This window comes from Mesorhizobium sp. ESP-6-2, assembly GCF_020164675.1.
Classification (GTDB): domain Bacteria; phylum Pseudomonadota; class Alphaproteobacteria; order Rhizobiales; family Rhizobiaceae; genus Mesorhizobium.
On record NZ_JAIUGT010000004.1, the window covers coordinates 398,239 to 423,481 of the forward strand.

22 protein-coding genes are annotated in these 25,243 nt (G+C 65.8%); 12 read left to right on the top strand and 10 right to left on the bottom strand.

Annotation, left to right across the window (positions count from 1 at the left end):
* The first annotated feature begins 61 nt into the window (after window positions 1–61).
* The 9 genes from murA to LB532_RS14395 all read left to right on the top strand — a co-directional run bounded on the left by murA (window position 62) and on the right by LB532_RS14395 (window position 10,923).
* A complete protein-coding gene (gene murA / locus LB532_RS14355; protein ID WP_140638522.1) occupies window positions 62–1,318 on the top strand; it encodes a UDP-N-acetylglucosamine 1-carboxyvinyltransferase in 1,257 nt (418 codons plus the stop codon).
* Window positions 1,315–2,199: an N-acetylglucosamine kinase gene (locus LB532_RS14360; protein ID WP_140638521.1), complete on the top strand. Its 885-nt coding sequence runs from the start codon at window positions 1,315–1,317 to the stop codon at window positions 2,197–2,199. Before murA ends, LB532_RS14360 begins: the two co-directional genes overlap by 4 nt.
* Before the next feature lie 166 nt (window positions 2,200–2,365).
* On the top strand, window positions 2,366–3,322 hold the full coding sequence (gene murQ / locus LB532_RS14365) for an N-acetylmuramic acid 6-phosphate etherase (protein WP_140638520.1): 957 nt from the start codon (window positions 2,366–2,368) through the stop codon (window positions 3,320–3,322).
* A 159-nt stretch (window positions 3,323–3,481) separates the two neighbouring features.
* On the top strand, window positions 3,482–4,996 hold the full coding sequence (locus LB532_RS14370) for an ABC transporter substrate-binding protein (RefSeq protein WP_140638519.1): 1,515 nt from the start codon (window positions 3,482–3,484) through the stop codon (window positions 4,994–4,996).
* A gap of 31 nt (window positions 4,997–5,027) precedes the next feature.
* Window positions 5,028–5,987, top strand: coding sequence for an ABC transporter permease (locus LB532_RS14375; RefSeq protein WP_140638518.1), 960 nt, complete (start codon window positions 5,028–5,030; stop codon window positions 5,985–5,987).
* A complete protein-coding gene (locus tag LB532_RS14380) occupies window positions 5,987–6,826 on the top strand; it encodes an ABC transporter permease (protein WP_140638517.1) in 840 nt (279 codons plus the stop codon). The genes LB532_RS14375 and LB532_RS14380 overlap by 1 nt, the downstream gene beginning before the upstream one ends.
* Entirely contained in the window at window positions 6,823–8,571 is a 1,749-nt protein-coding gene (locus LB532_RS14385; protein ID WP_140638516.1) for an ABC transporter ATP-binding protein, read from the top strand. Before LB532_RS14380 ends, LB532_RS14385 begins: the two co-directional genes overlap by 4 nt.
* Before the next feature lie 229 nt (window positions 8,572–8,800).
* The gene (locus LB532_RS14390; RefSeq protein ID WP_140638515.1) at window positions 8,801–9,805 is read left to right on the top strand and encodes a serine hydrolase domain-containing protein; all 1,005 of its coding nucleotides are present in this window, start codon (window positions 8,801–8,803) and stop codon (window positions 9,803–9,805) included.
* A gap of 2 nt (window positions 9,806–9,807) precedes the next feature.
* Window positions 9,808–10,923, top strand: coding sequence for an anhydro-N-acetylmuramic acid kinase (locus tag LB532_RS14395; RefSeq protein ID WP_140638514.1), 1,116 nt, complete (start codon window positions 9,808–9,810; stop codon window positions 10,921–10,923).
* A 62-nt stretch (window positions 10,924–10,985) separates the two neighbouring features.
* On the opposite strand, the gene LB532_RS14400 is transcribed toward LB532_RS14395, so the two are convergent.
* The 3 genes from LB532_RS14400 to LB532_RS14410 form a co-directional block, all read right to left on the bottom strand.
* Entirely contained in the window at window positions 10,986–11,414 is a 429-nt protein-coding gene (locus LB532_RS14400) for a GNAT family N-acetyltransferase (RefSeq protein ID WP_140638513.1), read from the bottom strand.
* A 65-nt stretch (window positions 11,415–11,479) separates the two neighbouring features.
* Window positions 11,480–12,871, bottom strand: a complete 1,392-nt coding sequence (locus LB532_RS14405; protein WP_140638512.1) for a sigma-54-dependent transcriptional regulator — start codon at window positions 12,869–12,871, stop codon at window positions 11,480–11,482.
* Window positions 12,868–14,673, bottom strand: a complete 1,806-nt coding sequence (locus LB532_RS14410) for a sensor histidine kinase (protein WP_140638511.1) — start codon at window positions 14,671–14,673, stop codon at window positions 12,868–12,870. Before LB532_RS14410 ends, LB532_RS14405 begins: the two co-directional genes overlap by 4 nt.
* 324 nt (window positions 14,674–14,997) lie before the next feature.
* On the opposite strand from LB532_RS14410, the gene LB532_RS14415 reads away from it, so the two are divergent.
* Window positions 14,998–16,326, top strand: coding sequence for a dicarboxylate/amino acid:cation symporter (locus LB532_RS14415; protein WP_140638510.1), 1,329 nt, complete (start codon window positions 14,998–15,000; stop codon window positions 16,324–16,326).
* A gap of 114 nt (window positions 16,327–16,440) precedes the next feature.
* Here the strand turns inward: LB532_RS14415 and LB532_RS14420 are convergent, their stop codons facing one another.
* The 6 genes from LB532_RS14420 to LB532_RS14445 are packed head-to-tail and all read right to left on the bottom strand — an operon-like array spanning window position 16,441 to window position 21,726.
* Window positions 16,441–17,451, bottom strand: a complete 1,011-nt coding sequence (locus tag LB532_RS14420) for an ROK family protein (RefSeq protein ID WP_140638509.1) — start codon at window positions 17,449–17,451, stop codon at window positions 16,441–16,443.
* Window positions 17,448–18,170 (bottom strand): ribulose-phosphate 3-epimerase, encoded by a 723-nt coding sequence (locus LB532_RS14425; protein WP_140638508.1) that lies wholly within the window; start codon window positions 18,168–18,170, stop codon window positions 17,448–17,450. Before LB532_RS14425 ends, LB532_RS14420 begins: the two co-directional genes overlap by 4 nt.
* Entirely contained in the window at window positions 18,167–19,006 is an 840-nt protein-coding gene (locus tag LB532_RS14430) for an alpha/beta fold hydrolase (protein ID WP_140638507.1), read from the bottom strand. The genes LB532_RS14425 and LB532_RS14430 overlap by 4 nt, the downstream gene beginning before the upstream one ends.
* Window positions 19,003–19,824, bottom strand: coding sequence for a sugar phosphate isomerase/epimerase family protein (locus tag LB532_RS14435; RefSeq protein WP_140638506.1), 822 nt, complete (start codon window positions 19,822–19,824; stop codon window positions 19,003–19,005). The genes LB532_RS14430 and LB532_RS14435 overlap by 4 nt, the downstream gene beginning before the upstream one ends.
* Window positions 19,824–20,900 (bottom strand): Gfo/Idh/MocA family protein, encoded by a 1,077-nt coding sequence (locus LB532_RS14440; protein ID WP_140638505.1) that lies wholly within the window; start codon window positions 20,898–20,900, stop codon window positions 19,824–19,826. Before LB532_RS14440 ends, LB532_RS14435 begins: the two co-directional genes overlap by 1 nt.
* A 4-nt stretch (window positions 20,901–20,904) precedes the next feature.
* Window positions 20,905–21,726: a sugar phosphate isomerase/epimerase family protein gene (locus LB532_RS14445; RefSeq protein ID WP_140638504.1), complete on the bottom strand. Its 822-nt coding sequence runs from the start codon at window positions 21,724–21,726 to the stop codon at window positions 20,905–20,907.
* Window positions 21,727–21,884: 158 nt separating this feature from the next.
* Here LB532_RS14445 and LB532_RS14450 point away from each other — a divergent pair, with 158 nt between their 5' ends.
* Complete coding sequence (locus LB532_RS14450; protein ID WP_140638503.1) at window positions 21,885–23,033, top strand: Gfo/Idh/MocA family protein; 1,149 nt, start codon at window positions 21,885–21,887, stop codon at window positions 23,031–23,033.
* A gap of 8 nt (window positions 23,034–23,041) precedes the next feature.
* Entirely contained in the window at window positions 23,042–24,007 is a 966-nt protein-coding gene (locus LB532_RS14455; protein ID WP_411908877.1) for an alpha/beta hydrolase, read from the top strand.
* On the opposite strand, the gene LB532_RS14460 is transcribed toward LB532_RS14455, so the two are convergent.
* Window positions 23,995–25,029: a LacI family DNA-binding transcriptional regulator gene (locus LB532_RS14460; protein WP_140638502.1), complete on the bottom strand. Its 1,035-nt coding sequence runs from the start codon at window positions 25,027–25,029 to the stop codon at window positions 23,995–23,997. The two genes, LB532_RS14455 and LB532_RS14460, sit on opposite strands and share 13 nt — an antisense overlap.
* Between the last annotated feature and the right edge of the window lie 214 nt (window positions 25,030–25,243).

Sequence of the window (25,243 nt, forward strand, 5' to 3'; positions counted from 1 at the left end):
GAGCTCGGGATTGGCAGCTGCGCCGGACGCGGCCCGGTACTCGTCGCATAAGGTTTCAGCCATGGACAGACTGCGCATCGTCGGTGGGCAAAGGCTGCAAGGCGCGGTCACCATATCGGGCGCCAAGAACGCCGCTCTGCCGCAGATCGCGGCGGCGCTGCTCAGTCCCTACCCGCTCGAACTGACCAACCTGCCCGATGTGACCGACGTCGAGAACATGCTCGGCGTGGTGCGGCTGCACGGCGCCGAGGTGACGCGATCGGCCCACGCCGCGACGATCGACACCAGTGCCGCCGTTTCCAGGGAGACGTCTTACGACACCGTCAGAAAGATGCGCGCGACAGTGCTGGTGCTGGCGCCGCTGCTCGCCCGTTTCGGCCATGCGCGGGTTTCGCTGCCCGGCGGCTGCGCGATCGGCGCGCGGCCGGTCGACATGCATGTCGCAGCACTCGCGGCACTGGGCGCCCGGATCGCCATCGAGAACGGGCTGATCGTCGCCTCGGCGCCGAACGGGCTCACCGGCACGCGCATCGTGCTGAGCTCGCCGTCGGTCGGGGCGACGGAAACCGCCATGATGGCGGCGACCACGGCCAAGGGCGAAACCGAAATCCTCAACGCGGCGCGCGAACCCGAAGTGGCCGACCTCGCCGCTTGCCTCAACGCGATGGGCGCGCGTGTCGAAGGCGCCGGCACGCATCGCATCCTGATCGCCGGCGACACGGACTGGCGCGCGGCCAGGCACGACATCATTCCGGACCGGATAGAGGCCGGCACCTATGCCATCGCCGCGGCGATCACCGGCGGGCAACTGGAACTGACGCATGCCCGGCTCGAGCACATGGCCTCGGTGGTGCAACTGCTGGAGGCGACCGGCGTCGGCGTCTGGCCTGGCGACCGCGGGCTCATCGTGTCACGCGAGCGGCCACTCAAGGCCGCAGACGTCACGACGGAGCCCTATCCGGGCTTTCCGACCGATCTCCAGGCGCAGTTCATGGCGCTGATGTGCTGCGCGCAGGGCGCGTCGCTGCTGCGCGAAACCATTTTCGAGAACCGCTTCATGCATGTTCCCGAACTGATGCGGCTCGGCGCCAACATCAAGCTGCAAGGCACCACCGCGCTGGTGCGCGGCGGCGAGAGACTGCACGGCGCGCAAGTCATGGCCACCGATTTGCGCGCCTCGGTCTCGCTGGTGCTGGCGGCCTTGGTCGCCGAGGGTGAGACGACCATCAACCGCGTCTATCACCTCGACCGTGGCTATGAGCAACTGGACCGCAAGCTGCGTCTGTGCGGCGCCGACATCGAGCGGCTGAGCGCATGAACAACGGCCGCTCCGATTATTTTCTCGGCGTCGACGGCGGCGGAACCGGCTGTCGCGCCCGTATCGAGGACGCCGAAGGAACCGTGCTGGGACAGGGCCTCTCCGGTCCGGCGTCGACGCGGCTCGGTATCGATGCGGCCTGGGCGTCGGTTGCCAAGGCCTTTGGCGCCGCGATCGAGGAGGCAGGGTTCGGCGCGGCCGAGACCACCCGGATCCACGCTGGGATCGGTCTTGCCGGAATCGGCCGCAAGGGCGCGCTGGAGGCGCTGCGGGCGATCGCGCATCCCTTTGCCAGCATCGATTTCGTCAGCGACGGCGTCGGCGCCTGCCTCGGCGCGCATTCGGGCCAGGACGGCGCCATCGTCATTGCCGGCACCGGTTCGATCGGCCTTGGCTTCGTCGAAGGGCGCGACCTGCGCGCCGGCGGCTATGGCTTTCCGATCTCCGACGAAGGCAGCGGCGCCGATCTCGGGCTGAAGGCCGTGCAACTGGCGTTGCGCGCCCATGACGGCCGGCATGAGCGCACGGCGCTGCTGGCGGAGGTCATGCAGCGTTTCGAGAACGACCCGATGCAAGCCGTGGCCTGGATGGACCGCGCCAGCGCCACGGATTATGCGGCCGTGGCGCCGATGGTCATGCGCCACGCCGACCAGGGCGATCCGGCCGGACGGCGCATCGTGCAAAAGGCCGCCGAACAGATCGACACGCTGGTGCGGGTGCTTTTCGAAAAAGGCGCGCCGCGCGTGACCCTGCTGGGCGGGCTCGCCAGTCCGCTCGAACCATGGCTCGCTCCCGACGTTCGCCGGCGCCTGAAACCCGCCGATGGCGACGCGGTTTCCGGGGCGATCATTCTTGCCCGGAGGTTGCCCGGCGAGTGCTAACACCGGAGGAATAATTTATTCCATCTTTTCGTTGACGGAACGAATATGGAATTCTAAGACGTTAACGAAACAGCGTAGCGACAATAGATCGACGTGCGCGTGTACCGGAGCCGTTGAGGAACCACTCCCGGCACAGGCTGAGCGACCTGATTTTGAAAGCACCGGGATGAGCGAGCAAGGTTTGATGTCCGAGCTGGACCGGCTGGTTTCCGAAGGCCGCAATCCGCGGACCATGGACATCGACCTGCTGCCGACGATCGATGTGCTGCGCAAGATCAACGACGAGGACCGGGTGGTCCCGGCAGCGGTCGAAAAGGTGCTGCCGGACATCGCGGCCGCGGTCGACCGCATCGTGCTCGCCTTCCAGAAAGGCGCTCGGCTCATCTATATCGGCGCCGGCACCAGCGGCCGGCTGGGCGTGCTCGACGCCTCGGAATGTCCGCCCACTTTCGGCGTGCCGGAAGGCATGGTCATTGGCCTGATCGCCGGCGGGCCCGACGCGCTGGTGCGCTCGACCGAAGGGGCCGAGGATGATCCCAAGACGGGCGCCAGGGCCTTGCAGGACATCAAGCTCACTCCGGACGACGTGGTGGTCGGCATCGCGGTCAGCGGGCGCACGCCCTATGTGATCGGCGGGCTGAACTATGCCAGGCAGGTGGGAGCAACGACGGTCGCCCTGTCCTGCAATCCGGCATCGACCATAGCAGGCATCGCCGACATCGCCATCTCGCCGGTCGTCGGTCCCGAGGTGCTGACCGGCTCGACCCGGCTGAAATCCGGAACGGCGCAGAAGCTGGTGCTCAACATGCTGAGCACAGCCTCGATGATCCGCATCGGCAAGAGCTACCAGAACCTGATGGTGGACCTTAATCCTTCCAACAGGAAACTGGTCGCCAGGGCAACCAGGATCGTGATGCAGACCACAGGCTGCACGGCGGCACAGGCGCGCCAGGCGCTCGGCCGGACCGGCAACGACGTGAAGCTGGCGATCCTGCTGACCATCACCGGGCTTGAGGTCGAGGAGGCACGCGCAGCCCTCGCCAAGGCAGGGGGTTTCCTGCGAAAGGCAATCAGCGACAAGACGCATGAAGGCGCTTCAGACAAGACGCATGAAGGCGCTTGAGACAAGACGCATGAAGGCGCTTAGACAAAACGGCAAGCCGCTTTAGACAAGACGGCGCGAAGCCGCATAGACTGGGCCGATGCTCCAAAGCGCGTGTGTCTTGGAAGCGGTCCGCAGAACTGCAAGGGCATCGGGTTCAAGCAAAGATGGGAGACGAGAATGGTTCACCTCACAAGAAAGCTGCTGTCGGGCATCACGCTGGCAGCCATGCTCGGCATCGCCACCGTTTCGACGCAGGCGGCGACGCTGCACATGGCCTGGTCGCAGGACGCAACGGGACTTGATCCGCACAAGCAGACGGCCTTTTCCTCGCTGCGGCTCCTGGAGCTGATCTATGAGCCGCTGGTGCGGGTCGATGCGAGCCTGCAGATCATCCCGGCCATCGCCACGTCCTGGGAATTCTCCAAGGACGGCAAGGAGCTGACCTTCAAGCTCGATCCCAAGGCGAAATTCCAGGACGGCGCTGCCGTGACCCCGGCCGACGTCAAGGCATCGTTCGAGCGCATCCTGGACGAGAAGACAGGCGCCGCCGCCCGCGCCAACTTCCTGTCGATCACCAGCATCGACACGCCGGACGCTGGAACCGTCGTGTTCCATCTATCGCAGCCCGACGCGCCGATCCTGACGGCGATGAGCGACATCAACGCGGCCATCGTGCCGGCGGCCGAGATCAAGGCTGGCTCGATCGGCACCAAAACGGTCGGCTCCGGCCCGTTCAAGCTCGACAGATGGGACCCCAACGCCAAGGAAGTGTTGAGCGCCAACAAGGAATGGGCCGGCGGCGCGACCGGCGTCGACGGCATCGAGATCAGCGTGCTGCCCGACGAAGCGGCGATCCTCGCCGCCATGCGCACCAAGCAGGTCGATTTCGCGCTGCTCAACGATCCGCTCGTCGCCACGCTGGTGCCGAAGGAGGCCAGCCTGCAACTGAACCGCGCGCCGGTGCTGGCCTATAACGTGCTGCAGCTCAATCCGTCACGCAAGCCTATGACCGAGCTCAAGGTGCGCCAGGCGATCTCCTGCGCCGTCGACCGGCAGGAGGTGCTGGACACCGCCGCGCTCGGCGAAGGCAAGATTACGGGACCGCTGACGATCCCAGCACTTGCGACCGATCCAAGCCAGCTCTTCTGCTACAAGCGCGATGTCGAGAAGGCCAAGAAGTTGATGGCGGAGGCAGGCTTTGCCGACGGCTTTTCGGCGACCGTGATCGGCGCCACCGGCGAGCCGCCGACGGCGGCGGCAGAAGCCCAGGTCATCCAGTCGCAGCTCGCCGAAATCGGCGTCAAGCTCGACATCAAGATGATGGAGCTCAACGTCTATGTCGACGCCTGGCTGAAGGGCGATTTCGACATGGCGATCGCGCTTAATGGCGGCCGCGCCGACCCCTACACAATGTACAACCGCTACTGGACCAAATCAGGCAATCTGCAGAAGGTGGCCAACTACATCGACGACACGCTGGACAGCCTGATGCAGAAAGGCCGCGCCGAGACCGATCCGGCCAAGCGCAAGGTGATCTTCGCCGAATTCGAGAAGCACCTCGCCGAGGTCTCGCCCTGGATCTGGCTCTACACGTCCTACAGCTATACGGCCCAGCAGAAGAACATCGCGGGATTCGTGCCGACGCCGACGGGTACGCTGTTCAGCCTCAGCAAGGTTACCATCCAGCAGTAGCCGCAGGCATCGGACGAGAGGACTTCTTCGCGTGAACTATCTGATGCGACGACTGGCGGCGTTTCCTCTCGTCCTGCTTGGCGTGTCCATCCTGGTCTTCGTGGCGATCCGGATGGTGCCGGGCGATTCGATTACCGCGATGCTGGGCACCGAAGCCGGCCTGCTGACACCGGCGCAGCGCGATGCGCTCGCCGCCTATTTCGGCATCGACCAGCCCTGGTTCGTCCAGTACTGGCGCTGGATCGGCGGCATCCTGCACGGCAATTTCGGCATCTCCGTCACCTATGGCAGGCCAGTCCTCGACGTCATCCTCGAACGATTTCCGCTGACGCTCGAGTTGGCCGTCCTTTCGATGTTCATCGCACTCGCCGCCGGGATGCCGGCGGGCATCTACGCCGCCACCCGCAGTGAGAAATTGTCCGACCTCGGCGTGCGCGTCGTCGCCATGATCGGCCAGTCGACGCCGAGCTTCGTGCTCGGCCTTTTGATCATCTACGCGCTGTCCGCAGGCTTCGGCGTGCTGCCGGCGATGGGCGAATTCGCGCCGCTCTGGCAGGATCCGTTGCGCAATCTCAGCCAGCTGATCCTGCCTGCCATCACGCTCGGCTTCGCCTTCGCCGCCTCTGTCACCCGCATCTCGCGCTCGGCCATGCTCGACGTGTTGGGCGACGACTATGTGCGCACCGCCCGCAGCAAGGGCGCCTCGGCGCGCAGCGTCATCTGGCGGCATGCGCTCCCCAACGCGCTGATCCCGGTGGTGACGCTGAGCGGCATCGAGTTCGGCTATCTCCTGGGCGGCGCGGTCATCGTCGAGCAGATCTACGCCCTGCCCGGCCTCGGCCGCATGGTGCTCGATGCCATCCTCCAGCGCGACTACGCGCTGGTGCAGGGCAGCGTGCTGTTCATCGCCTTCAACTTCATGATCGTCAATCTCCTGGTGGACCTCGCCTATGTCGCGCTCGATCCGCGCATCCGGCCGGGCGAGCAGTGATGCGCATGCTGCGCGCCATCTTCGGGCACGGCAGCGGCCGTATCGGCGGCGTGATCGTCGGCGCCTATCTCCTGGTCGCCATCCTCGGCCTGTTGGGACTGACCCCGCACAATCCGATCACGCAATACCGGGTCGACCGGCTGCACGCGCCCAGTGCCGCCTACTGGATGGGCACAGACCTGTTCGGCCGCGACGTGGCGAGCCGGCTGATCGCGGGCGTCGGCCAGTCCTTCACCGTGGCGTTCTTTTCGGTCGCCTTCGCCGCGCTTGCCGGCACCGTGCTCGGGCTCGCCGCCGCCTGGCTCGGGCGCCGCTGGGATGGCGTTGTGATGCGCATCATGGATGTGCTGCTGGCCTTCCCGGCCATCCTCCTGGCGCTGCTGATCGTCACCGTTGCCGGACCTGGCACATGGACCAGCGTGGTCGCCATCGGCGTAGTCTACACGCCGATCTTCACGCGCGTGGTGCGCGGCCCCGCTTTGTCGCTCAAGGCGCGCGAATTCGTCGATGCCGCGCGCACCTTCGGCAGCAGCTCGTTCTATATCGTCACGCGGCATTTGCTGCTCAATCTGGTGGCGCCCCTGACCGTCCAGGTGACGCTGGCGCTCGCCTGGGCGTTGCTCACCGAAGCCGGCTTGAGTTTCCTCGGGCTCGGCACGCAGCCGCCGGCCGCCTCGCTCGGCCTGATGCTGAGCGACAGCCGCAATTTGATGGAAACCGCGCCCTGGCTGATGATCTTCCCGGGCCTGGCGATCATGATCAGCATTCTGGGCTTCAACCTGCTGGGCGACGCCTTGCGCGACATCCTCGATCCGAAGATGCGGAGAGCGCTCGCATGATCCCGCTTCTGTCCGTTCGCGACCTGCGCGTCGGCTTCGGCCGCGATCCGCAAGCCAATGAAGTGGTGCGCGGCGTCAGCTTCGACCTCGCCGACGGCGAAACGCTCGCCATGGTCGGCGAAAGCGGCTCGGGCAAGTCGGTCACCGCGCTGTCGATCAACCGTCTCATCGATTTCGGTGGCGGCCGCATCACCGGCGGCACCATGAGACTGAAACAGGCCGACGGCAGTCTCTTCGACCTGACGACCGCGACCGAACCGCAACTGACCGGCATTCGCGGTGCAGAGATCGGCATGATCTTCCAGGAGCCGATGACTTCGCTCAACCCGGTTCTGACCATCGGCACGCAGATCGAGGAATCATTCCGGCTGCATCGCGGCCTGACGGGCAAGCAGGCCACGACGGCGGCCAAGGACGCGCTCGACCGGGTGCGTATTCCCGACGCCGCGCGGCGGCTGAAATACACACCCAACCAGCTGTCGGGCGGCATGCTGCAAAGGGTGATGATCGCCATTGCGCTCGCCTGCAATCCGCGCCTACTGATCGCCGACGAACCGACGACGGCGCTCGATGTCACGGTGCAGGCGCAGATCATGGCGCTGCTTGCAGAGCTCAAGCAGGAAAGCGGCATGTCCGTCATCTTCATCACTCACGACATCGGCCTTGTCGCCGGCATCGCCGACAAGGTGATGGTGATGCAGAACGGGCAGGCCGTGGAACAGGGCGAATTGAACCAGATCCTCGATCATCCGCAGCACGCCTACACGCAGCATCTGTTGCGGGATGTGCCGCATTTCGCCCACGGCCGCGCGACACGCTCGGACGGACAGCGCGGCAAGGACGCAAGGTCGGACCCGGCCCTTGAGGTCAACGGCCTAGTGGTGCGATTTCCGCTCAAGAGCAGTTTCTTCAGCCATGCCAGCGGCGCCGTGCACGCCGTCGACGGTGTCGACTTCGACCTGATGCCGGGAGAGACATTGGCCATTGTCGGCGAGAGCGGTTCGGGCAAATCGACCACCGCGAAAGCAGTCCTTGGGCTGGTGCGCTCGACGCGCGGCAGCTTCTCGGTCGGCGCCCGAACGGCCTCGGCAAAGCATAGCGCCAAGCCCGTGCAGATGGTTTTCCAGAATCCCTACGCTTCGCTCAACCCGCGGCTGAGCATCGAGAGCATCCTGGCGGAGCCGGTGATCGCCAATGGCGGGCGGGCGGATGCCGAGGCGCGGGCCAGGATGGCGAGCCTGCTGGAGCGCGTCGGCCTGCCGGAGAACAGTCTGCGACGCTATCCGCACGAATTCTCCGGAGGCCAGCGGCAAAGGCTGTGCATTGCCCGCGCGCTGATGCTCAACCCGTCCGTCGTCGTTCTCGATGAAGCCGTGTCGGCGCTCGACGTCTCGGTGCAGGCCAAAGTGCTGGAGCTGCTGGTCGACCTGCAGCGCGAATATGGGCTGGCCTATCTGTTCATCTCGCACGACATGGCTGTCGTCGAGCGGATCGCCCACCGCATCGCTGTCATCTATGCCGGCCAGATCGTCGAGATCGGCGACGCGGCCTCGGTGCTGTCGACGCCGAAGCATTCCTATACGAAGAAGCTCATATCAGCCGTTCCGGCCATCGACCGGAGACGCGAGCGCTTCGAGATCGATACGCGCCAGGTTCCCTCGCTGGTGCGCCCGCGGGGATTCGAACCGGCGCCGGCGCGATGGGAGCGGTTTGGCGGAGACCATATGGCGAGGGTGGAAGGTTGATGGGCGGTGCCTTTGGATATGTGAGGTCGGCGGGACAGCGCCCCCCTCTGCCCTGCCGGGCATCTCCCCCACAAGGGGGGAGATCGGATTTCATCACCACTTTCGCCGACCTTCTGCGTTGGAAGGTGGGCGTTAGGTCAAGGCTGCCAATCTCCCCCCTCGTGGGGGAGATGGCCGGCAGGCCAGTGGCGGGCGCGAAGGATCGCGGCCTCTCCGATGGAGGCCGGCATTGAGCGATCTCTCCCAGCTCTTCGATCGTGCGTTCGCACCGCTGGAAGCCGCAGTGGCGGCGAAGCGAATTCCCGGCGGTGTGCTCGGCATCGTCGACAGGGACGGCCACCGCATCGCCAGGGCGATCGGCTTCGCGCAACTCGTACCGAAGCAGCGGCCGATGACCGTCGAAACCTGGTTTGACCTGGCATCGCTGACCAAGGTGATCTTCACCACACCGCGCATCCTGGCGCTGGCGGAGGACGGGGTCATCGATCTCGATGCGCCGCTGATTTCGGTGCTGCCGGACCTGCGCCAATACGATGCCGGGGCCTGGGAGCGGAGGGTGACGTTCCGCCAGTGTCTCGGCCACCAGGCGCCATTCCCCGCCGTCGAGCCGATCTACACCTATGGGCGCGACCCTGACCTGTTGCGCGCCTTCATTCTGCAGCGGGAATGGCGAGCGCGCGAGCCGGTTTATTCCGACATCAACTTTATCCTGCTCGGCTTTGCGCTCGAGCGGCTGTCGGAAAAGACGATCCGCGATATCGAGCCCGGACCCGGCTTTGCCTGGTCCGCAGAGCCAGAAGACACCGCCGCGACCGAGGACTGCACCTGGCGCCATCGGGTCCTGTCCGGCGAGGTTCACGACGACAATTGCGCGGCGCTGCAAGGCGCCGGCCACGCCGGCCTGTTCGGCACGGCGGCCTCGGTGCTCGATTTTGCGCAAGGACTGCTGGACGGCATTGGCACATCCCAACGTTCGATAGAGCTGATGCGCCAGCCCTTGTCCGCCACCCGCACCCACGGCTGGGAGCGTCCCCGTGAAGGCTGGTCGGGGGGCGCTTTCTGCAGCCCTGGAACGATAGGCCACACCGGCTTTACCGGCACGGGGCTGTGGATCGACTTCGACAGGGGCAAGGCGTGGACCTTGCTTACCAACCGGATCCATCCGACACGTCACGTCGACAGCGGAATCGTCGCGCTTCGCCAAGCGATCGGCGATCTCATCAATGGAGTTTGATAATGGAATCCCTCTGGGCCGTCGGCCTGATGACCGGTACCGTGCTGGACGGCAACATCGATGTCGCCCTGATCAAGACCGATGGCGAGCGCATCGACGATTTCGGCACCTACCGGCTGATGCCCTACCCCCCGTCGATCCGCGCCTTGCTGGAAGAGACGCTAAAGCAGGCGAGAGAATGGAATTTCACCGGGCCGGAGCCGGCGATCTTCCGTGAGGCCGAGGAGGCGCTGACCCGCGCGCAGTCGGCGGCGGTCAGAGAGCTCGTCGAAGGCTATGGGATGGAGATGGCCGACATCGGCGTTGTCGGTTTCCACGGCCAGACGGTGCTGCATCGCGCGCCGCAGGTCGGGCGGCTCGGCCAGACCCGCCAGCTCGGCGACGGCGAATTGATGCATTCGATCCTGAGAACCAAGGTCGCCTATGATTTCCGCTCCGCCGACATGCGCGCGGGTGGGCAAGGCGCGCCCTTGGCCGCCGCCTATCACACCGCACTGATGCGCAGCGCCGGCGCCAGTGGCGAGGTGGCCGTGCTCAATCTCGGCGGCGTTGCCAACGTCACCTGGTGGGACGGCGCCGACAATGTCGTCGCCTTCGACACCGGCCCGGCCAACGCGCCGCTCAATGATTTCATCAAGTCGAAAGGGCTCGGTGAGATGGACCGCGACGGCGCGCTTGGCCGGGCGGGAACGGTCGACGAGGCCCGGCTCGCCAAGCTGTTGCAACATCCTTACCTGACCAAACCCTACCCCAAATCGCTCGATCGTTTCGACTTCGGCGCCGCCATGGCGGATGGCCTGAACGCGCAAGACGGCGCCGCGCTTTTGACCGCCTTCACCGCCGCCGCGGTCGGCAAGGCACTCGACCTTCTGCCGAGCCGGCCGAAAAAACTGGTGGTCAGCGGCGGCGGCCGCCACAACCCGACGATGATGGCAATGATCGCCAGCCGCGCCGGTGTCGAGGTGGTGCAGGCCGAAAGCCTCGGCTGGAGCGGCGACGCGGTGGAGGCAGAGTGTTTTGCCTTTTTGGCGGTGCGCGTGCTGCGCGGCCTGCCGATCAGCTTTCCCAGCACGACGGGCGCGCCGCAGCCGATGCGCGGCGGACGGCTGGCTGGTTAGATTCTTGTTTGACGCAATTTCGGACGGAAAACCGCTTCGCGCTTTTCCTGTAATTGCTTCTGTCAGCCCGCCGACAGTTTTTTCTGCAGGAAGACGCGGCTGCGGCCGACGGGGAAATCGGCGAGTGTTCCGAAGGGCTGATAGCCCTGGCGCTGATAGACCCTGGCGGCGTTGGGGTTGAAGGTGTCGATCCAGGCGTTCTGACAGCCGCGCGCCATCGCCTCCTTCTCAGCCGCGTCCAGCATCGTGCCGGCCATGTGCCGGCCGCGCAGCCTTTCGTCGACCCACAGCCATTGCACGTAAAGCCAGCCCCAGGCGGTATAGCCCGAAATGCCCGCGACAATCGCGCCGGCTTCATCACGCACGAACACCGCAAGGGCCTTCCTTTCGGAAGCGCCGACATCGCCGTCGTTGAACGCCATCAAACGTTCGCCGAGAAAGGCGAGTTCCTGGGGCAACGGGGTTGCCGTCGTTTCAAGTGTCGTGATCATGGCTCATCCGAAATGCGCAACGGGAGACGAACAGAGTTACGAAGGCCGGAGCGCCTGCGCAACGCCTATATCCGTCTCCGAACAGGGTGCTGGTCGGGGATGCCACCATTGCGGAATTCGGAGGCGGAAATGCCGTAGCGCTTGAGCTTGTCGTAGAAAGTCTTGCGCGGCACGCCGAGTGCGTCGATGGCTCCGCGCACGTCGCCGGCGTGGTCGCGCAAGGCCTCGCGGATGAGTTGCGCCTCGTAACGGCCGACCCGTTCGGGCAGCGCCGCCGAGGGCTCCGGCAAACGCACGGGGGTTGCCCTGGCCTCCTCGTCGGGCCCGAGGCCAAGCGCGACGCGGTCGGCAAAATGCGCCAGCTCGCGCACATTGCCCGGCCAGTCATGCGACTGGAGATGGTCGCTCACCGCGGCATTCACGGCCGCGACAGGACGGCCGAAACGCTGCGAGGCGTTGCCCAGGAAATGCCCGAACAGCATCGGGATGTCGCCGCGCCGCTCGCGCAGCGGAGGGATGCGCAGCATCACCACGTTGAGGCGGAAATAGAGATCCTCGCGGAAATCGCCGCGCTGGTCCGGCCGGCCCAGATCCACCTTCGTTGCCGCGACGACCCGCAGATCGAGGCGGCGCGTTTCGTTGGAGCCGAGCGGGGTGAGGCTGCGCGTTTCCAGCACCCGCAGCAGCTTGACCTGGAGCGGCGGCGGCATGGATTCGATTTCGTCGAGGAACAGCGTGCCGCCGCTCGAATGCTCGATGCGACCGATCCGCCGCCGCTGCGCCCCGGTGAATGCGCCCGGCTCGTGGCCGAACAGCTCGCTCTCGATGACGGTCTCCGGCAGAGCGCCGCAATTCAGCGCCACGAAAGGCTTTGCGCGGCGCCGGCCCCATCTATGCAGGAGATCCGCCACCACCTCTTTGCCGGTGCCGGTCTCGCCTTCCACCAGCACGTCGACATCCATGTCGGCGATCTGGCGCAGGGTCTCGCGCAGCCGCCGGATCGCCGGCGCCTCGCCGATCAGCGGCAGGCCGTCGGCGGCCTGCGCGGCGGCCTCATGCAGCCGCCGGTTCTCCATCACCAGCCGCCGCTTTTCGCTTGCCCGCTTCAGTGCCTCGACAAGGCGCTCGCCCGCATAGGGTTTCGGGATGAAATCGTAGACGCCATCCTTGAGCGCGGCCACTGCGAGATCGATGTCGCCATGCCCGGTGACCAGGATCACCGGTATGTCGATGTCGATCGCCCTGATGCGATCGAACAGCTGCAAGCCGTTCATGCCGGGCATGCGGATATCGCTGACAACCACGCCCTGAAAATCCCGGTCGACGGCGGCAAGCGCTGCCTCCGCGGCCTTGAACGCGATCACGTTGAAGCCAGCAAGCTCGAGCAATTGCGTGGTGGCGTGAAGCAGATCCGCGTCGTCTTCGACGAGCGTGACCAGCCCTGATCCCTCAGTCATTCAATTCGCCTCAGATCTATGGTGAAGGATGCGCCTTTTGTGCTGCCTGGATCGAGGCGCAGCGTGCCGCCCAGTTCCTGGGCGATCTCCTGTGAGATCACCAGACCGAGGCCAAGCCCCTTCTCCTTGGTGGTCTGGAACGGCATGAACAGATTGCCAGCCGCTTCCGGCCCGAGACCAGGGCCATTGTCGCGCACCGAAACCAGCACCCTGTCGTCACGCTCGGCAAGCTCGATCTCGATGCGCGGACCGGGCCGGTCCTTCAGGGCATCCAGCGCATTCTGCAAGAGATTGACCAGGATCTGCTCCAGCCGGATGCGGCTCGCCATCACCAGCGGCGATGCCGTGCCGCGCGGCTTGACGACGGTCACGCCGGAATCGCGGATGCGGCCGGACAGGAGCGACAACGCGCCGTCGATCGCTTCACGCACCGGCAGCGGCGAGGCGGCGACGCCTGGCCGCCGCGCGAAGGTGCGCAGCGTGCCGGTGATGGCGCCGATGCGCTCGGTCATCGACACGATCGATGTCAGGTTGTCCGGGACGGATTCGACCTTGCCGCCATGCAGGAAGCGGCCGGCATTTTCGGCATAGGTGCGGATGGCCGCCACCGGCTGGTTGATCTCATGCGCGACGCCGGCGGCGATCTGGCCTAGGATGGAAAGCCGGTTGGCCTGGGCGAGATCGTCGCGCAGCCGACGGACCTTGGCCTCGGCGTTTTCGCGCTCGGCGATCTCGCCGGCAAGGGCCGTGTTGGAGCGGGTCAGTTCCGCCGTCCGAGTGCTTACCCTGCTCTCCAGTTCGGCATTCATGCGCGCCAGCGCTTCCTGCCTCAGGCGGCGCGCACGGCGGCGCCTGAAAAGCACATAGGCAAGCAAACCCGTCAGCAGCAGCGCCAGCAGCGTGGTCAGGCGCCCCGTGTTGGCGGCCGACGTCAAGGCGGCATCGGCAGGTGTGAGCAGCCACAGACGCCAGCCGGGAACCGCGCCGGGCAGGTCCTGCACCACCTCGACGAACCGGCGCGGCTTTCCGGCATCGTCGATCGTCGCCAGGCCGTCGCCGGCACCGCGTCGTATGGGCAGCGGTTCGAAGCCGGCTTCGGCGAGTTGAAGCTGCTCGTGAGCTGTCGCGGCATCCGCGGCCGAGAGCGGCGCAAGCGCGTGGAACCGCCACTCGGGCCGGCTGGTCGCCAGCACGACACCGCGCTCGTCGGTGACGAAAACGACAAAGCCGCTGGAGCGCCAATTGGCTTCGACGCCGTCGAGTTCGACTTTCAGTACGGAGACGCCGAGCGCCGTCTTGCCGTCGTCGACGCGGCTGGCGAGATAAAGTCCCGGCCTGCCGCTGATCGTGCCGAGGCCATACTGGCTGGCTGCGCCGTTGGCCATTGCGTCGGTAAAATAGTGACGAAAGTTGTAGTCGATGCCGACGAAGCTGCCCGGCTCGCCGGCGTTGCTTGCGGATATTGCGATGCCTGCCGTGTCGATGACATAGATGGCGGATGCCGAGGCGTCGGCGGCAATCGCCCGGAGCTTGTCGTCGAGCGCTGTCTCTTGCGTTTTGCCGGCCCGGCGCAACGCGTCGCGCACGGCATCGTCGCGTGCCAGCACCAAGGGAACGAGACGCTGCTTTTCGATTTCGCCGGCCAGGGTGCCCGCCGCCAGCGGCAAGGCTGCCAGTGCTCCGTCGCGCAGATCGCCGGCGGCCTGGTTGGCGGCAAGGCGCCCGGCAATCGCAACCGCTCCCGCCAGCATTGCCAGGGCGACCAGGAGAATGAGCCAGCGGCCGTCACGCAGCCTGGCCATCGCTTCGCGCAGGAGGTCGCGGAGGGCAAACCCTGGGGATACGCTATCGGTGCGCGCTCGCGGCGTTTGCCCTCTCCGTTCTTTCGCTGTTCGGCGGCCACTGTAATGCGAAATTCCGCCCACGCAAACAAGGATGAGTGCGGAAATCCGCACAGGCCTCCATCGAAACGGGGACAAAACTGCCGGAAATCCAGGGTTCCGGCGTTTTCTCGATCTGGCACGGCGCTTGCAAAACTCTCGACAGCGGCGAGCGACCGGAGCGCCGCGATGGGAGAAGTCTTGCGGGGCGGCGCGTGCCGTTCCCTTCGGCCAGGGAGATAGAAGATGCACATGGCAGACCAATCACGCGCGCCCGCCGCGCAGCGCAAGCCGCTCTACGCCCAACTCTACGTGCAGGTGCTGGTGGCGATCACCATCGGCATCCTGCTCGGCCATTTCTATCCCTCGCTCGGCGAGAGCATGAAGCCGCTCGGCGACGCCTTCATCAAGCTGGTCAAGATGATCATCGCCCCGGTCATCTTCCTGACGGTCGCCACCGGCATTGCCGGCATGAGCGACCTGCAGAAGGTCGGCCGTGTCGCCGGCAAGGCGATGCTCTATTTCCTCACCTTCTCGACACTGGCGCTCATCATAGGCCTGATCGTGGCCAATGTCGTGCAGCCCGGCGCCGGCTTCAACATCGACCCGGCGACGCTCGACGCCGCGACCGTCAACAGCTACGCCGCCAAGGCGCACGACCAGTCGGTCACCGGCTTCCTGATGAACATCATCCCGACGACCATCGTCGGCGCCTTCGCCGATGGAGATATCCTGCAGGTGCTGTTCTTCTCGGTGCTGTTCGGCATCGCACTGGCGCTGGTTGGCGACAAGGGCACGCCGGTGCTCAATTTCCTGCAGGCGCTGATGGCGCCGATGTTCAAGCTGGTCAGCGTGCTTATGAAGGCAGCGCCGATCGGAGCGTTCGGCGCCATGGCGTTCACGATCGGCAAATACGGCATAGGCTCGGTCATCAACCTCGCCATGCTGGTCGGCACCTTCTACGTGACCGCTTTCCTGTTCGTCTTCGTCGTGCTCGGTGCCGTCTGCCGTTACAACGGCTTCTCCATCCTGTCCTTGATCCGCTACATCAAGGAAGAGCTGCTGCTGGTGCTGGGCACCTCCTCGTCAGAAGCCGCCCTGCCCTCACTGATGGAAAAGATGGAGAAGGCCGGCGCCAAGCGCTCGGTGGTCGGACTGGTCATCCCGACCGGCTATTCCTTCAACCTCGACGGCACCAACATCTACATGACACTGGCGGCGCTGTTCATCGCGCAGGCGACGAATATCCACCTCTCCTTCGGCGACCAGATCCTGCTGCTGCTGGTGGCGATGCTCTCCTCCAAAGGCGCCGCAGGCATCACCGGTGCCGGCTTCATCACCCTTGCCGCCACGCTTTCGGTGGTGCCCGCCGTGCCTGTCGCCGGCATGGCGCTTATCCTCGGCGTCGATCGCTTCATGTCGGAATGCCGGGCGCTGACAAACTTCGTCGGCAATGCGGTGGCGACGCTGGTGGTGGCGCGCTGGGAAGGCGAACTCGACGAGGCCAAACTGGCCAGGGCGCTGGCGGGAACGGCCGACGACAGCCTGCCGGCGGACATCGTTCCAGCCGAGTAGTCCGCACGGTCGCACAGCGATAGCAAATGGCCTGAGGCATCACTGCCTCCGGCCATTTTTCTTGTGTTCACCGTGTGAGGCGGCAGGACTTGCGCACGCCGCGCAGCTCGGCCATCAGTGTCCCTCCCCATGTCCGGGATATCTGCGCGGCTCTTCGACAGGCACGCGGGCCGTGCCGTCGTCGAACAGGACAAGGCTTGCCGCGCCGACCAGCCCGGCGTGGCGGCCGAGCTGGGCCTGAACCACCGGCACGTCGCGATAGGCGCGCATGGCGCGCTGGCGGATGGTCGCCTCTATTGCCGGAGCCATCAGATCGAGGCCATTGGCGATGCCGCCGCCGACGACCAGCACGTCGGGCGAATAGAGATGCAGGAGGTTGGTGAAACCGACGCCCAGCCAGCGCGCCTCCTCCTCGAGCAGGGCCAAAGCGAGATCGTCCTGCAGCCGCGCCGCATCGACGACATGCCGGCCCGTCACCTCCCCGTTGGCCGACAGGCGGCGCAGCGTCGAGCCGTCGAAGGCTGAAGTCGCGGCATTGGCGCGGCGGCCGAGCGCGGTGCCCGAGGCGATGGCCTCGAAACAGCCGACGACACCGCACATGCAGCGCTCGCCTTCATTGGTGATGGTCATATGGCCGATCTCGGCGGCAAGCCCGCGACGGCCGTGCAGGATGCGCCCGTCGACCACGACGCCGCCGCCGATCCCGGTCGAGACGGTGACAAAGACCAGCGAGCGCGCCCCGTGGCCGGCGCCGAAACGCCATTCGCCGAGCGCCGCGGCATTGGCGTCGTTCTCCAGCCGCACCGGCAGGCCGAGCCGGCGTTCGAGAATATCGGCCAGCGGCACGTCCAGCCAGCCGGCGAGCGTTGGCGGTCCGACCGCGATGCCGGCCAGCGGATCGAGCGGTCCCGGCGCGCCGACGCCGACGCCAAGGATGGCGAGCGCCGGTTCCTCGGCATGGATGGTTGCGGCGAGAGCCTCGATCTGGCCGATCACCACTTCGGGACCGGCCTGCGCCTGTGTCGGCACCGCCGCGAATGCCAGTATCTTGCCATCGCGGTCGACCAGGGCGGCACGAAGCTCGGTGCCGCCCAGATCGATCGCGAGAGCGGCTTCGTTGCTCATGCCGCGACTTTCAGCCCGTGCAGCCAGCCGATGCGGCCGGCCAGATCCCTGTCACCAAAGGCCAGCGAGCCGAGCACCACGGTCTCGGCGCCTGCGGCACGCAGCAGCGGCACGGTCTCATGGCGGATACCGCCGTCGGCGGCAAGAACCACGTCCGCCTCGCGTCCGGTCTTCCGCAGGATGGCGCGGGCCTCAACCAACCTGCCGCAGGCTTTCTCCGAAAGGCCTTGCCCCTTGACGCCGATCGCGGTTCCCAGAAGCGTGATGAACGCGACTTCGGACACAAAGGGCGTCACCGCTTCGACCGGCGTTTCCAGCCGCAGCACGACGCCGGCCCCGGCGCCGAGTTGCCGTGCCAGCCGAACCGCGCGCAGACCCGCCTCGCCGTTCTCGGCATGGACGCTGATCATGTCGGCTCCGGCCTCGATGAATTGGCGCGTCTGCGCCTCGACGATTGCCTCGCCGACCATCAGATGGACATGGATGGGCTTAGCCGTCAGCTTGGCGATGCGGGCGACGAGATCGGGAAAGAACAGGAAGGACGGCGCGAAGTGGCCGTCCGCGACATCGATGTGGTGAAGATCGACATAGGGTTCGATGCGCCTGACGTCGCTCTCGAAATTGGCGAGATCGGCCGACCAGAGCGAGAATTCGGCGATCAGGCGATCACGCGGCAAGGCGGCGATGGCGGCCTGTCCTGAAAGGCGTTTGGAGGTCATGAGTGGTGGTGGTCCCGTTGATTGAAATTCGTGTCAAGAAAACTGCCGATGGCGGCGCGGATCTCGGTGAAATGAAGGGCCTTGTCGGTGGCCTTCGGCGTCACTTCGGCGAAGACTGCATCGGGGATGGTTCTGGCGAGTTCGCGCGCGGTCGCCAGGGGATGGACGAGGTCGACGCCGCTTCCGACGACGAGCGTGGGGATTGACAGAGCAACGGCTGCGGCCCGCGAGAGGCCGGGCCCGTCGCCGGCGATTGCCTGCATCATTTCGGCGAGGTCCGCTGCATTGTCGCGTTCGAAGAAACCGAGCAGGGACGCCAGATTGTCGGGTGCCTCGGCGCGGAACCGGGCGGCCGTGGCCGAAGCGGCAAAGACGGTGCGCGCCTCGTTCGGCGGACGGTCTCGGATGAGCTCGGCCACTTCCGCATAGGGACGCATATTTTCAGGGGCCGCGTCGAAGGCCCAGGCCGGACGGACCAGCACCAGGCCGGTGACGCGCTCGGGATGCCGGACGGCCAGGCGCAGCGCGATCGCCGCACCCATCGAGATGCCGCCGGCGACGAAGCGTTCGATGCCGGCCGCATCGGCGGCGGCCAGCACGTCGTCGGCGAACATGGCGATCGAAAAGGGACGCTTGTGGCCGGCACCGGAGCCGCCTTGCGCGCGGCATTCGACGGTGAGCCGGCGTCGTGACGGGCTGTCGGGAAAGTTCTGCGCCACCTGGGCGGCGTCACCGCCGAGACCGTGCTGGAAGACGACGGGAAGCCCGCCTTGCCCCGTGTCGAAGACCCGAAGCGCAGCATCGCCGCGAAGCATCATCGTCGGCGCGACGCTCATCGAAGCAGCCCGCGCAGCAACGCGGCGACGGCGGGAGCTTCGTCGGCCGACAGTCCGTGCGTGACAAGCGGGCCATCGAATTTCACAGCGTTCAGCCGCGCGACGAAATCCGGAAAATCGACAATGCCCTCCCCTGTTGTGGCGAAGCGGCCGTCGCCATGCCTGTCCTTGGCATGCGCCATAGCTATATGGCCGGCGGCCTCGTCGATCGCCGCCGCGACGATGGCGCGGGCCTCCTCCTGCGTCGCATGTTCGAACAGGTTCGCCGGATCGAGCACGACCTTCAGATGCTTCGAGCCCATGTCGGCGATCAAGCAGGTGGCATCCTTCGCCGAGGTGACGATGTTGGCCTGCTCGGGCTCGATGCCGAGATCGACGCCGGCCTCTTCGGCCAGCGCCAGCGCCTTTTCCATCTCGGCGGCCATGTCGGACCAGGCGGCCGGTGTGGCGTTCTCGGGATGGTAGGCCCATTGGTCGGCTGCATTGCGCGAGCCGGTGCAGAGCGTGACCAGCGGAATGTCGAGGGCGGCCGCCGTACCGATGACGACGGCAAGACGGCGAAGACCATCGTCGCGAACCGCCTTGTCGGGATGCGCCATGTTGTAGGTGCCCGACAGGGCGGCGAGCGATACGCCTGTTGATCGGACGGCGGCGCGGATGGCAGGAATGGCTGCGTCAGGCACGGCATCGGGCATCGACGGCAGGCCGGCGCAAGCGAGATTGAACTGCGTCGTCTCATAACCCGCCTGCCGCACGGCTTTCAGCACAGCAGCCGGCTCGGTGCCCGCAAAGGTCTTGGCGAAGATGCCGAGACGCATCAGACCGCACCCGAAACCGAGGCGAGCTCAATCCGTTCGCCGGTCTCGACGGAGCGGGCAATGGCGACCATGGCGCGGATCGATGCGATGCCGTCCTCGACGTTGGCGCCGCGCATCGGTGCACCGGTCAACACCGTATCGGCAAGGCCTTCGAGCTGACGGCGGAAGAAATGGCCGTCGGCGCCGAGCGGCTTGCGCGAGGTCGCGTCCTTCTCATGGAAGATGTCGACCTCGCTGGCGCGGAAGTACCAGGGATTGAACGTCTTGGCGATGACGGAGCCGCTCTCGCCATAAAGCTGGAAACCCTCGTGCCAGTCCATGCGCACCGCGACGGTGAGATCGAGATGGCCAAGCGCGCCGCTGGCGAATTCGGTTTCGACGAACCAGCAATAGGCGCCGAAGCGTTCGTTGAGACGGGCGCGTACGGCCGTGATCTCGCCGCAGAGGAAGCGGGCCGTGTCGACCAGATGCGAGCCGTGCGCCAGCATGAAATATTGCCGGAGATCCGCCTTCGGATTGCCCGACGGTTTCTTCGCCAGCTTGCTGGTGACAGGCAGCGGCTGCACCGCATCGGTGTTGGTGTAGCGGTGGGTGGAATCGCAATACCAGGCCTTCAGCGCCAGCACCTCGCCCATTTCGTCGCGGACGAAGTCGCGCGCGGCCTCCAGCGCCGGATCGAAGCGTTTCATGTGGCCGACCTGCAGGATCCTGCCGGAGCGCTTCACCGCTGCGGCCAGCGCCTCGCCTTCCTCAACCGAGGTGCCGATCGGCTTTTCGCACAGCACATGCTTGCCGGCGTCGAGCGCCTTGACCGACATCGGCACGTGATAGGCATCCGATGTCGCAACAATCACCGCTTCCAGCTCGGGATCGGCGAGCATCGCGTCATAGTCGGCATACATCTTGTGCGGCTCGTAGGTGGCGCCCATGCGGGCCAGCAGATCGGGAGCCGCATCGCAGATGGCGTAAAGGTCGGCATTTCCGGCCTTTGCACAGGATTCCAGATGCGCGAATTGTGCGATGGGGCCGCAACCGAGCACGCCAACCCTGAGGCGTCTGTCCTGTTTCTTGATCATCGTCTCAGGCCCCGTAGCCGCGCATCGTCCGGCGGTTGGTCTTGACCGCACCGGCAGGATCGGCCGCCGCCGTGTCGGATTCTTCCTCAAGCACCAGCCAGCCGTTGAAGCGCGGCGCCGCACCGACGATCTCGATCACTTCAGGCGTGTCGCAGACGCCGTTGCCCAGCATCGCCCAATCGCCCTTGGCGTCGACGTCCTTCAGATGGATGTAGCGGATACGATTGCGGTAGGTGGTCAGCGTATCGGCCATGTCCTTGTGGCCGCGCAATATGTGGCCGGTATCGGGCACCCAACCGACCAGATCGGGGTCGAGCAAGGCGAAGATTGCGTCGTAGTCGGCGCGGTCGAACAGCAGCGTGTTGTGGTGCGAACTCGGATGCACGGCGACCTGGACGCCGGCCTTGCGCCCGAGCTCGCCGGCCCTGTTATAAACCTCCGCGGCGATGGCGAATTTGTCGGCGCGCGGCCCTTCGGACACCACGGTCGCCGAGCCCATCGACACCAGCGCGCCGGGGAAGGCGGCGGCGAAGTCGATCCAGCGCTTGGCGGTTTCGAGGTCGGCGCCGATCTTCTCCTTCAGCGTAAAGCCGCTCTTCGAGCCGAAAGCGAAGGAGACCAGCGTCAGGCCGGATGACTCCAGCGCCGCGGCGAACTCCGTCGGCTTGCCTGCATAGCGGCCGATCATGGTGTCGGTGATCTCGATGCCGGCATAGCCGCCATCGGCGATCGCCTTCAGGAGATCGTCGGGACCGCCGGTCCAGGCCTTGCCGAGCATCTCCCAGGTGAAGGTCTGGCAGCCGATCTTGAGCTTCGTCTTCGTCATATCGTTCATTCCTTGACGCCGCCCTGAGTTTCGCATGTTCTATAAAAATTTTACGCGCGTCAAGATTCAAAATGTTGTATAGCGACTTGCGAGGAGTGATCCGTTGCCGGCGCAATGGATCCGGCAGAGCGTGGCCGCATAGGAGGAATGACAAGAAAATGCACGGACAATCGAAGACGAAGCTTGGGATCGGCGTCGTCGGATGCGGCAACATCTCGATGACCTATCTGCGCAATGCCGCGCTTTTCGGCGGCATCGAGTTGCGCGCCTGCGCCGACATCTCGGCCGACATGGCTGCCGCGCGCGCCAAGGAATATGGCATCCGTGCGCTCGGCGTCGACGCCATGCTGGCCGATCCCGAGATCGATCTCGTCCTCAACCTGACCATTCCGGCAGCACATTTCGACATTTCGCTTTCGGCGCTCTCGGCCGGCAAGCATGTGTTTACCGAAAAGCCGCTGGCGACCTCGGCCAGCGACGGGCGCCGCCTGGTGTCGGAGGCGGCCAAGCGGGGGCTGCTGCTCGGCTCGGCCCCCGATACTTTCCTCGGCGCCGCCGGCCGGCGGGCGCGCCGTCTGATGGATGAAGGCGCCATCGGCCGCGCCGTGACCGGCACAGCCTTCATGATGGGCCGCGGCATGGAGCACTGGCACCCCAACCCGCAATTCTACTACCAGCCGGGCGGCGGCCCGGTGTTCGACATGGGGCCCTATTATCTGACCATGCTGGTCAATTTGCTCGGCCCGGTCCAACGCGTCATGGCAATGGCGACGCGGGGCCAGCAGGAGCGGCTAATATCGGCCGAGGGACCGTTCAAGAACACGACCTTCAAGGTCGGCACGCCGACCAACGTGCTGTCGCTGCTCGAATTCCGGTCAGGCGCGACAGTGACCTTCGGCGCCTCATGGGACGTCTTCAAGCACTCCAACCATCCGATCGAACTGCACGGCACGGAGGGCTCGCTGCGCCTGCCCGACCCCGACACGTTCGGCGGCACCGTGTCCTTGTCCGAGCGCGGCGCCGAGTGGAAGGATTTCCCCAGCGAGGGCGAACTCTACGGCGCCCGCAACTGGCCCTATGCCGCGCCCGACCGCGCCAACTATCGCGTGCTCGGCGTTGCCGACCTCGTGCGTTCGCTCGCGACAGGTGCCACGCCCCGCGCGTCCGGCACTCTGGCGCTGCATGTGCTGGAGATCATGGAGGCGATCCTGCACTCCGGCGAAACGAAAAACTCGGTCGCCATTGCTGGCGATGTCGTCCAGCCGGCCCTACTCTCGGAGGACGAGGCGCGCGGCCTGCTCGCCTAGATGCAATCATGACGGAGATTGCGATGACGCTCGATCCTGATGCTCTGCGTGCCCTGGAAATCGGCCGCGCGGCCGGCGGTGCGCCGTTCGAGAACGGCAGCGTGGCGGCGGCGCGGGCCGCCTACAACGCTTCGTTCCCGGCGCAGCAGGGCGAATATGAGCCGGTCGCGGCGACGTCGCAGCGGCAGATCGACGGACCGAACGGCCCGGTTCCGATCCGCATCCATCGCGGCATCGGCGCACCGCGAACCGGCGCGCGCGCCGTGCTCTATCTGCATGGCGGCGGCTGGGTCATCGGCAATCTCGATTCGCATGACGAGATCTGCCGCTGGCTGGCCAATCTGGCCAATGCCGTCGTCGTCTGCCCCGATTATCGACTGGCACCAGAGCACAAATTCCCCGCGGGGCTCGAGGACTGCGCGGCAGCGCTCCGCTTCATGACGCAAGACGCCGGGGAGCTCGGCATCGACCCTGCCCGTATCGCCGTTGCCGGGGACAGCGCCGGCGGCAATCTTGCCGCCGTGCTGGCACTGCTCGCCCGCGATGGGCAAGCACCGCCGCTTGCCGCCCAGATCCTGATCTATCCCAACACCGATGCCCGCCAGACGGCGGACAGCTACCGCCGTTTCGGCAACGGGTTTGGACTGACCGCCGCCACCATGGCCTGGTTCCGCGACCACTATGTGCGCACCCCGGACGACATCAAGGACTGGCGCGTTTCGCCGCTGCTGGCACCGAGCCTTGCAGGCGCGGCGCCGGCGTTTGTCGTAACCGCCGGTCACGATATCCTGGCCGATGAAGGGACCGCCTATGGCGAACGCCTGCTCGCTGAAGGGGTGCCGCTGGTCCTGCGGCACTGGCCGGGCCAGATCCACGGCTTCGTGTCGAAGGGCCGCTATATTCTCGCCGCGCGGCAAGCGATGAGCGAGGCCGCCGCCTGGCTCCAATTGCGGACGCGCGCTCAGGCCGACTGACGCATCACCAGGGTCGCGCCGAGCTTGACGTTTCGCACGAGGTCATGCGCGGGCGGGCCGGCCTCGTCGAGCAAGGCCAGCAGGATCTCGACGCTGCGGCCGGCCATTGCGGCGAAGTCCTGCGCCATGGTGGTGAGCGGCGGGCAAGTGTAGCGGCTCAGCGGGTGGTCGTCATGGGCGGCGACGCGGAAGTCGCAATCGGGCTTGCGGCCGATCTTCAGCCCGCGCGTGAAAGCGGCCGACATGATGCCGAAGGCGAGACGGTCATTGGCGCACAGAATGGTGCGGCCAGGCAGGCCTCCCTTGTCGAGCGTCCTTTCCATCCATTCATGGCCGATCCGCTCGAAGTCCCAGGTGTAGTCACGCGCCGCGTTGATGACGACAGGCTCAAGGCCGGCGGCCCGCATCGTCTCAATATAGCTTTGCAGTCGCTCGCCCGAATTGTGGTTGACGTGCGGGATGTCGACATACACCGGCGGCTCGCCGGACCGGCAGAGATAATCGACCATGATCGACGTGCTCTGGTGGTTGTCGTTGCCGACGAAGGGCGTGTCACCCTCGATATAGGTGTCGAAATAGACGATCGGAATGTCTTTGCCCATTCGTTCGAAGACGCCCGGCTCGGAAACCGATCCCAGCGGGGCCACGATGGCGCCGGCCACCTTCAGCGAGGTGAGCGTCTTGACCGATTCCGACTCAAGCCTGGGCGAACCGTGCGAGGAGATGACGATCGGCCAAAAACCTTCGTCGCGGCAGCGCAGTTCAATGCGGCTGACCATCTCGGCATAGAACGGATCGGTGATCGCCGGCACGACGATGCCGACATTGCGGGTGCGCTTGCGGTTGAGATTGCGGGCGAAGAGGTTCGGCTGATAATCCGAGGAGCGAAGCGCGGCCTCGATGCGGGCGCGCGTCGCCGGCTTGACGCTTGCCGGATCATCGAAATATTTCGACAGGGTCGGCCGTGACACGCCGCACGCCCGGGCGAAGTCATCCATCGTGCGGTGCGTCTTTTCCGCCATCGATATTCAGGGTCCCTTGCCCTCGCCCGCCGCCCCGGCCAACACCAGTCACGCGGCAGTTGCCTGAAAGCAGCAATGCTCGACCGAACTTGTCCAGTCAAGTTTAACGGTTCCCAATAGATCGCAGAGTCATTACGCGCGTCAAATTATTTATTGACGCTTTCAAAGCGGCACTGGAGCTTCAGAAGGAGCCAAGGGGATAGGCCCGGTCTTG

Coding starts and splice junctions, on each gene's coding strand:
- LB532_RS14410 (WP_140638511.1), bottom strand. CDS start 14,673: ATGGCCAGGCTGCGTGACGGCCGCTGGCTCATTCTCCTGGTCGCCCTG.
- LB532_RS14400 (WP_140638513.1), bottom strand. CDS start 11,414: ATGATCACGACACTTGAAACGACGGCAACCCCGTTGCCCCAGGAACTC.
- LB532_RS14395 (WP_140638514.1), top strand. CDS start 9,808: ATGGAATCCCTCTGGGCCGTCGGCCTGATGACCGGTACCGTGCTGGAC.
- LB532_RS14450 (WP_140638503.1), top strand. CDS start 21,885: ATGCACGGACAATCGAAGACGAAGCTTGGGATCGGCGTCGTCGGATGC.
- LB532_RS14440 (WP_140638505.1), bottom strand. CDS start 20,900: ATGATCAAGAAACAGGACAGACGCCTCAGGGTTGGCGTGCTCGGTTGC.
- LB532_RS14415 (WP_140638510.1), top strand. CDS start 14,998: ATGCACATGGCAGACCAATCACGCGCGCCCGCCGCGCAGCGCAAGCCG.
- LB532_RS14430 (WP_140638507.1), bottom strand. CDS start 19,006: ATGAGCGTCGCGCCGACGATGATGCTTCGCGGCGATGCTGCGCTTCGG.
- murQ (WP_140638520.1), top strand. CDS start 2,366: ATGAGCGAGCAAGGTTTGATGTCCGAGCTGGACCGGCTGGTTTCCGAA.
- LB532_RS14385 (WP_140638516.1), top strand. CDS start 6,823: ATGATCCCGCTTCTGTCCGTTCGCGACCTGCGCGTCGGCTTCGGCCGC.
- LB532_RS14405 (WP_140638512.1), bottom strand. CDS start 12,871: ATGACTGAGGGATCAGGGCTGGTCACGCTCGTCGAAGACGACGCGGAT.
- LB532_RS14445 (WP_140638504.1), bottom strand. CDS start 21,726: ATGACGAAGACGAAGCTCAAGATCGGCTGCCAGACCTTCACCTGGGAG.
- murA (WP_140638522.1), top strand. CDS start 62: ATGGACAGACTGCGCATCGTCGGTGGGCAAAGGCTGCAAGGCGCGGTC.
- LB532_RS14360 (WP_140638521.1), top strand. CDS start 1,315: ATGAACAACGGCCGCTCCGATTATTTTCTCGGCGTCGACGGCGGCGGA.
- LB532_RS14420 (WP_140638509.1), bottom strand. CDS start 17,451: ATGAGCAACGAAGCCGCTCTCGCGATCGATCTGGGCGGCACCGAGCTT.
- LB532_RS14460 (WP_140638502.1), bottom strand. CDS start 25,029: ATGGCGGAAAAGACGCACCGCACGATGGATGACTTCGCCCGGGCGTGC.
- LB532_RS14425 (WP_140638508.1), bottom strand. CDS start 18,170: ATGACCTCCAAACGCCTTTCAGGACAGGCCGCCATCGCCGCCTTGCCG.
- LB532_RS14455 (WP_411908877.1), top strand. CDS start 23,042: ATGACGGAGATTGCGATGACGCTCGATCCTGATGCTCTGCGTGCCCTG.
- LB532_RS14435 (WP_140638506.1), bottom strand. CDS start 19,824: ATGCGTCTCGGCATCTTCGCCAAGACCTTTGCGGGCACCGAGCCGGCT.
- LB532_RS14370 (WP_140638519.1), top strand. CDS start 3,482: ATGGTTCACCTCACAAGAAAGCTGCTGTCGGGCATCACGCTGGCAGCC.
- LB532_RS14380 (WP_140638517.1), top strand. CDS start 5,987: ATGCGCATGCTGCGCGCCATCTTCGGGCACGGCAGCGGCCGTATCGGC.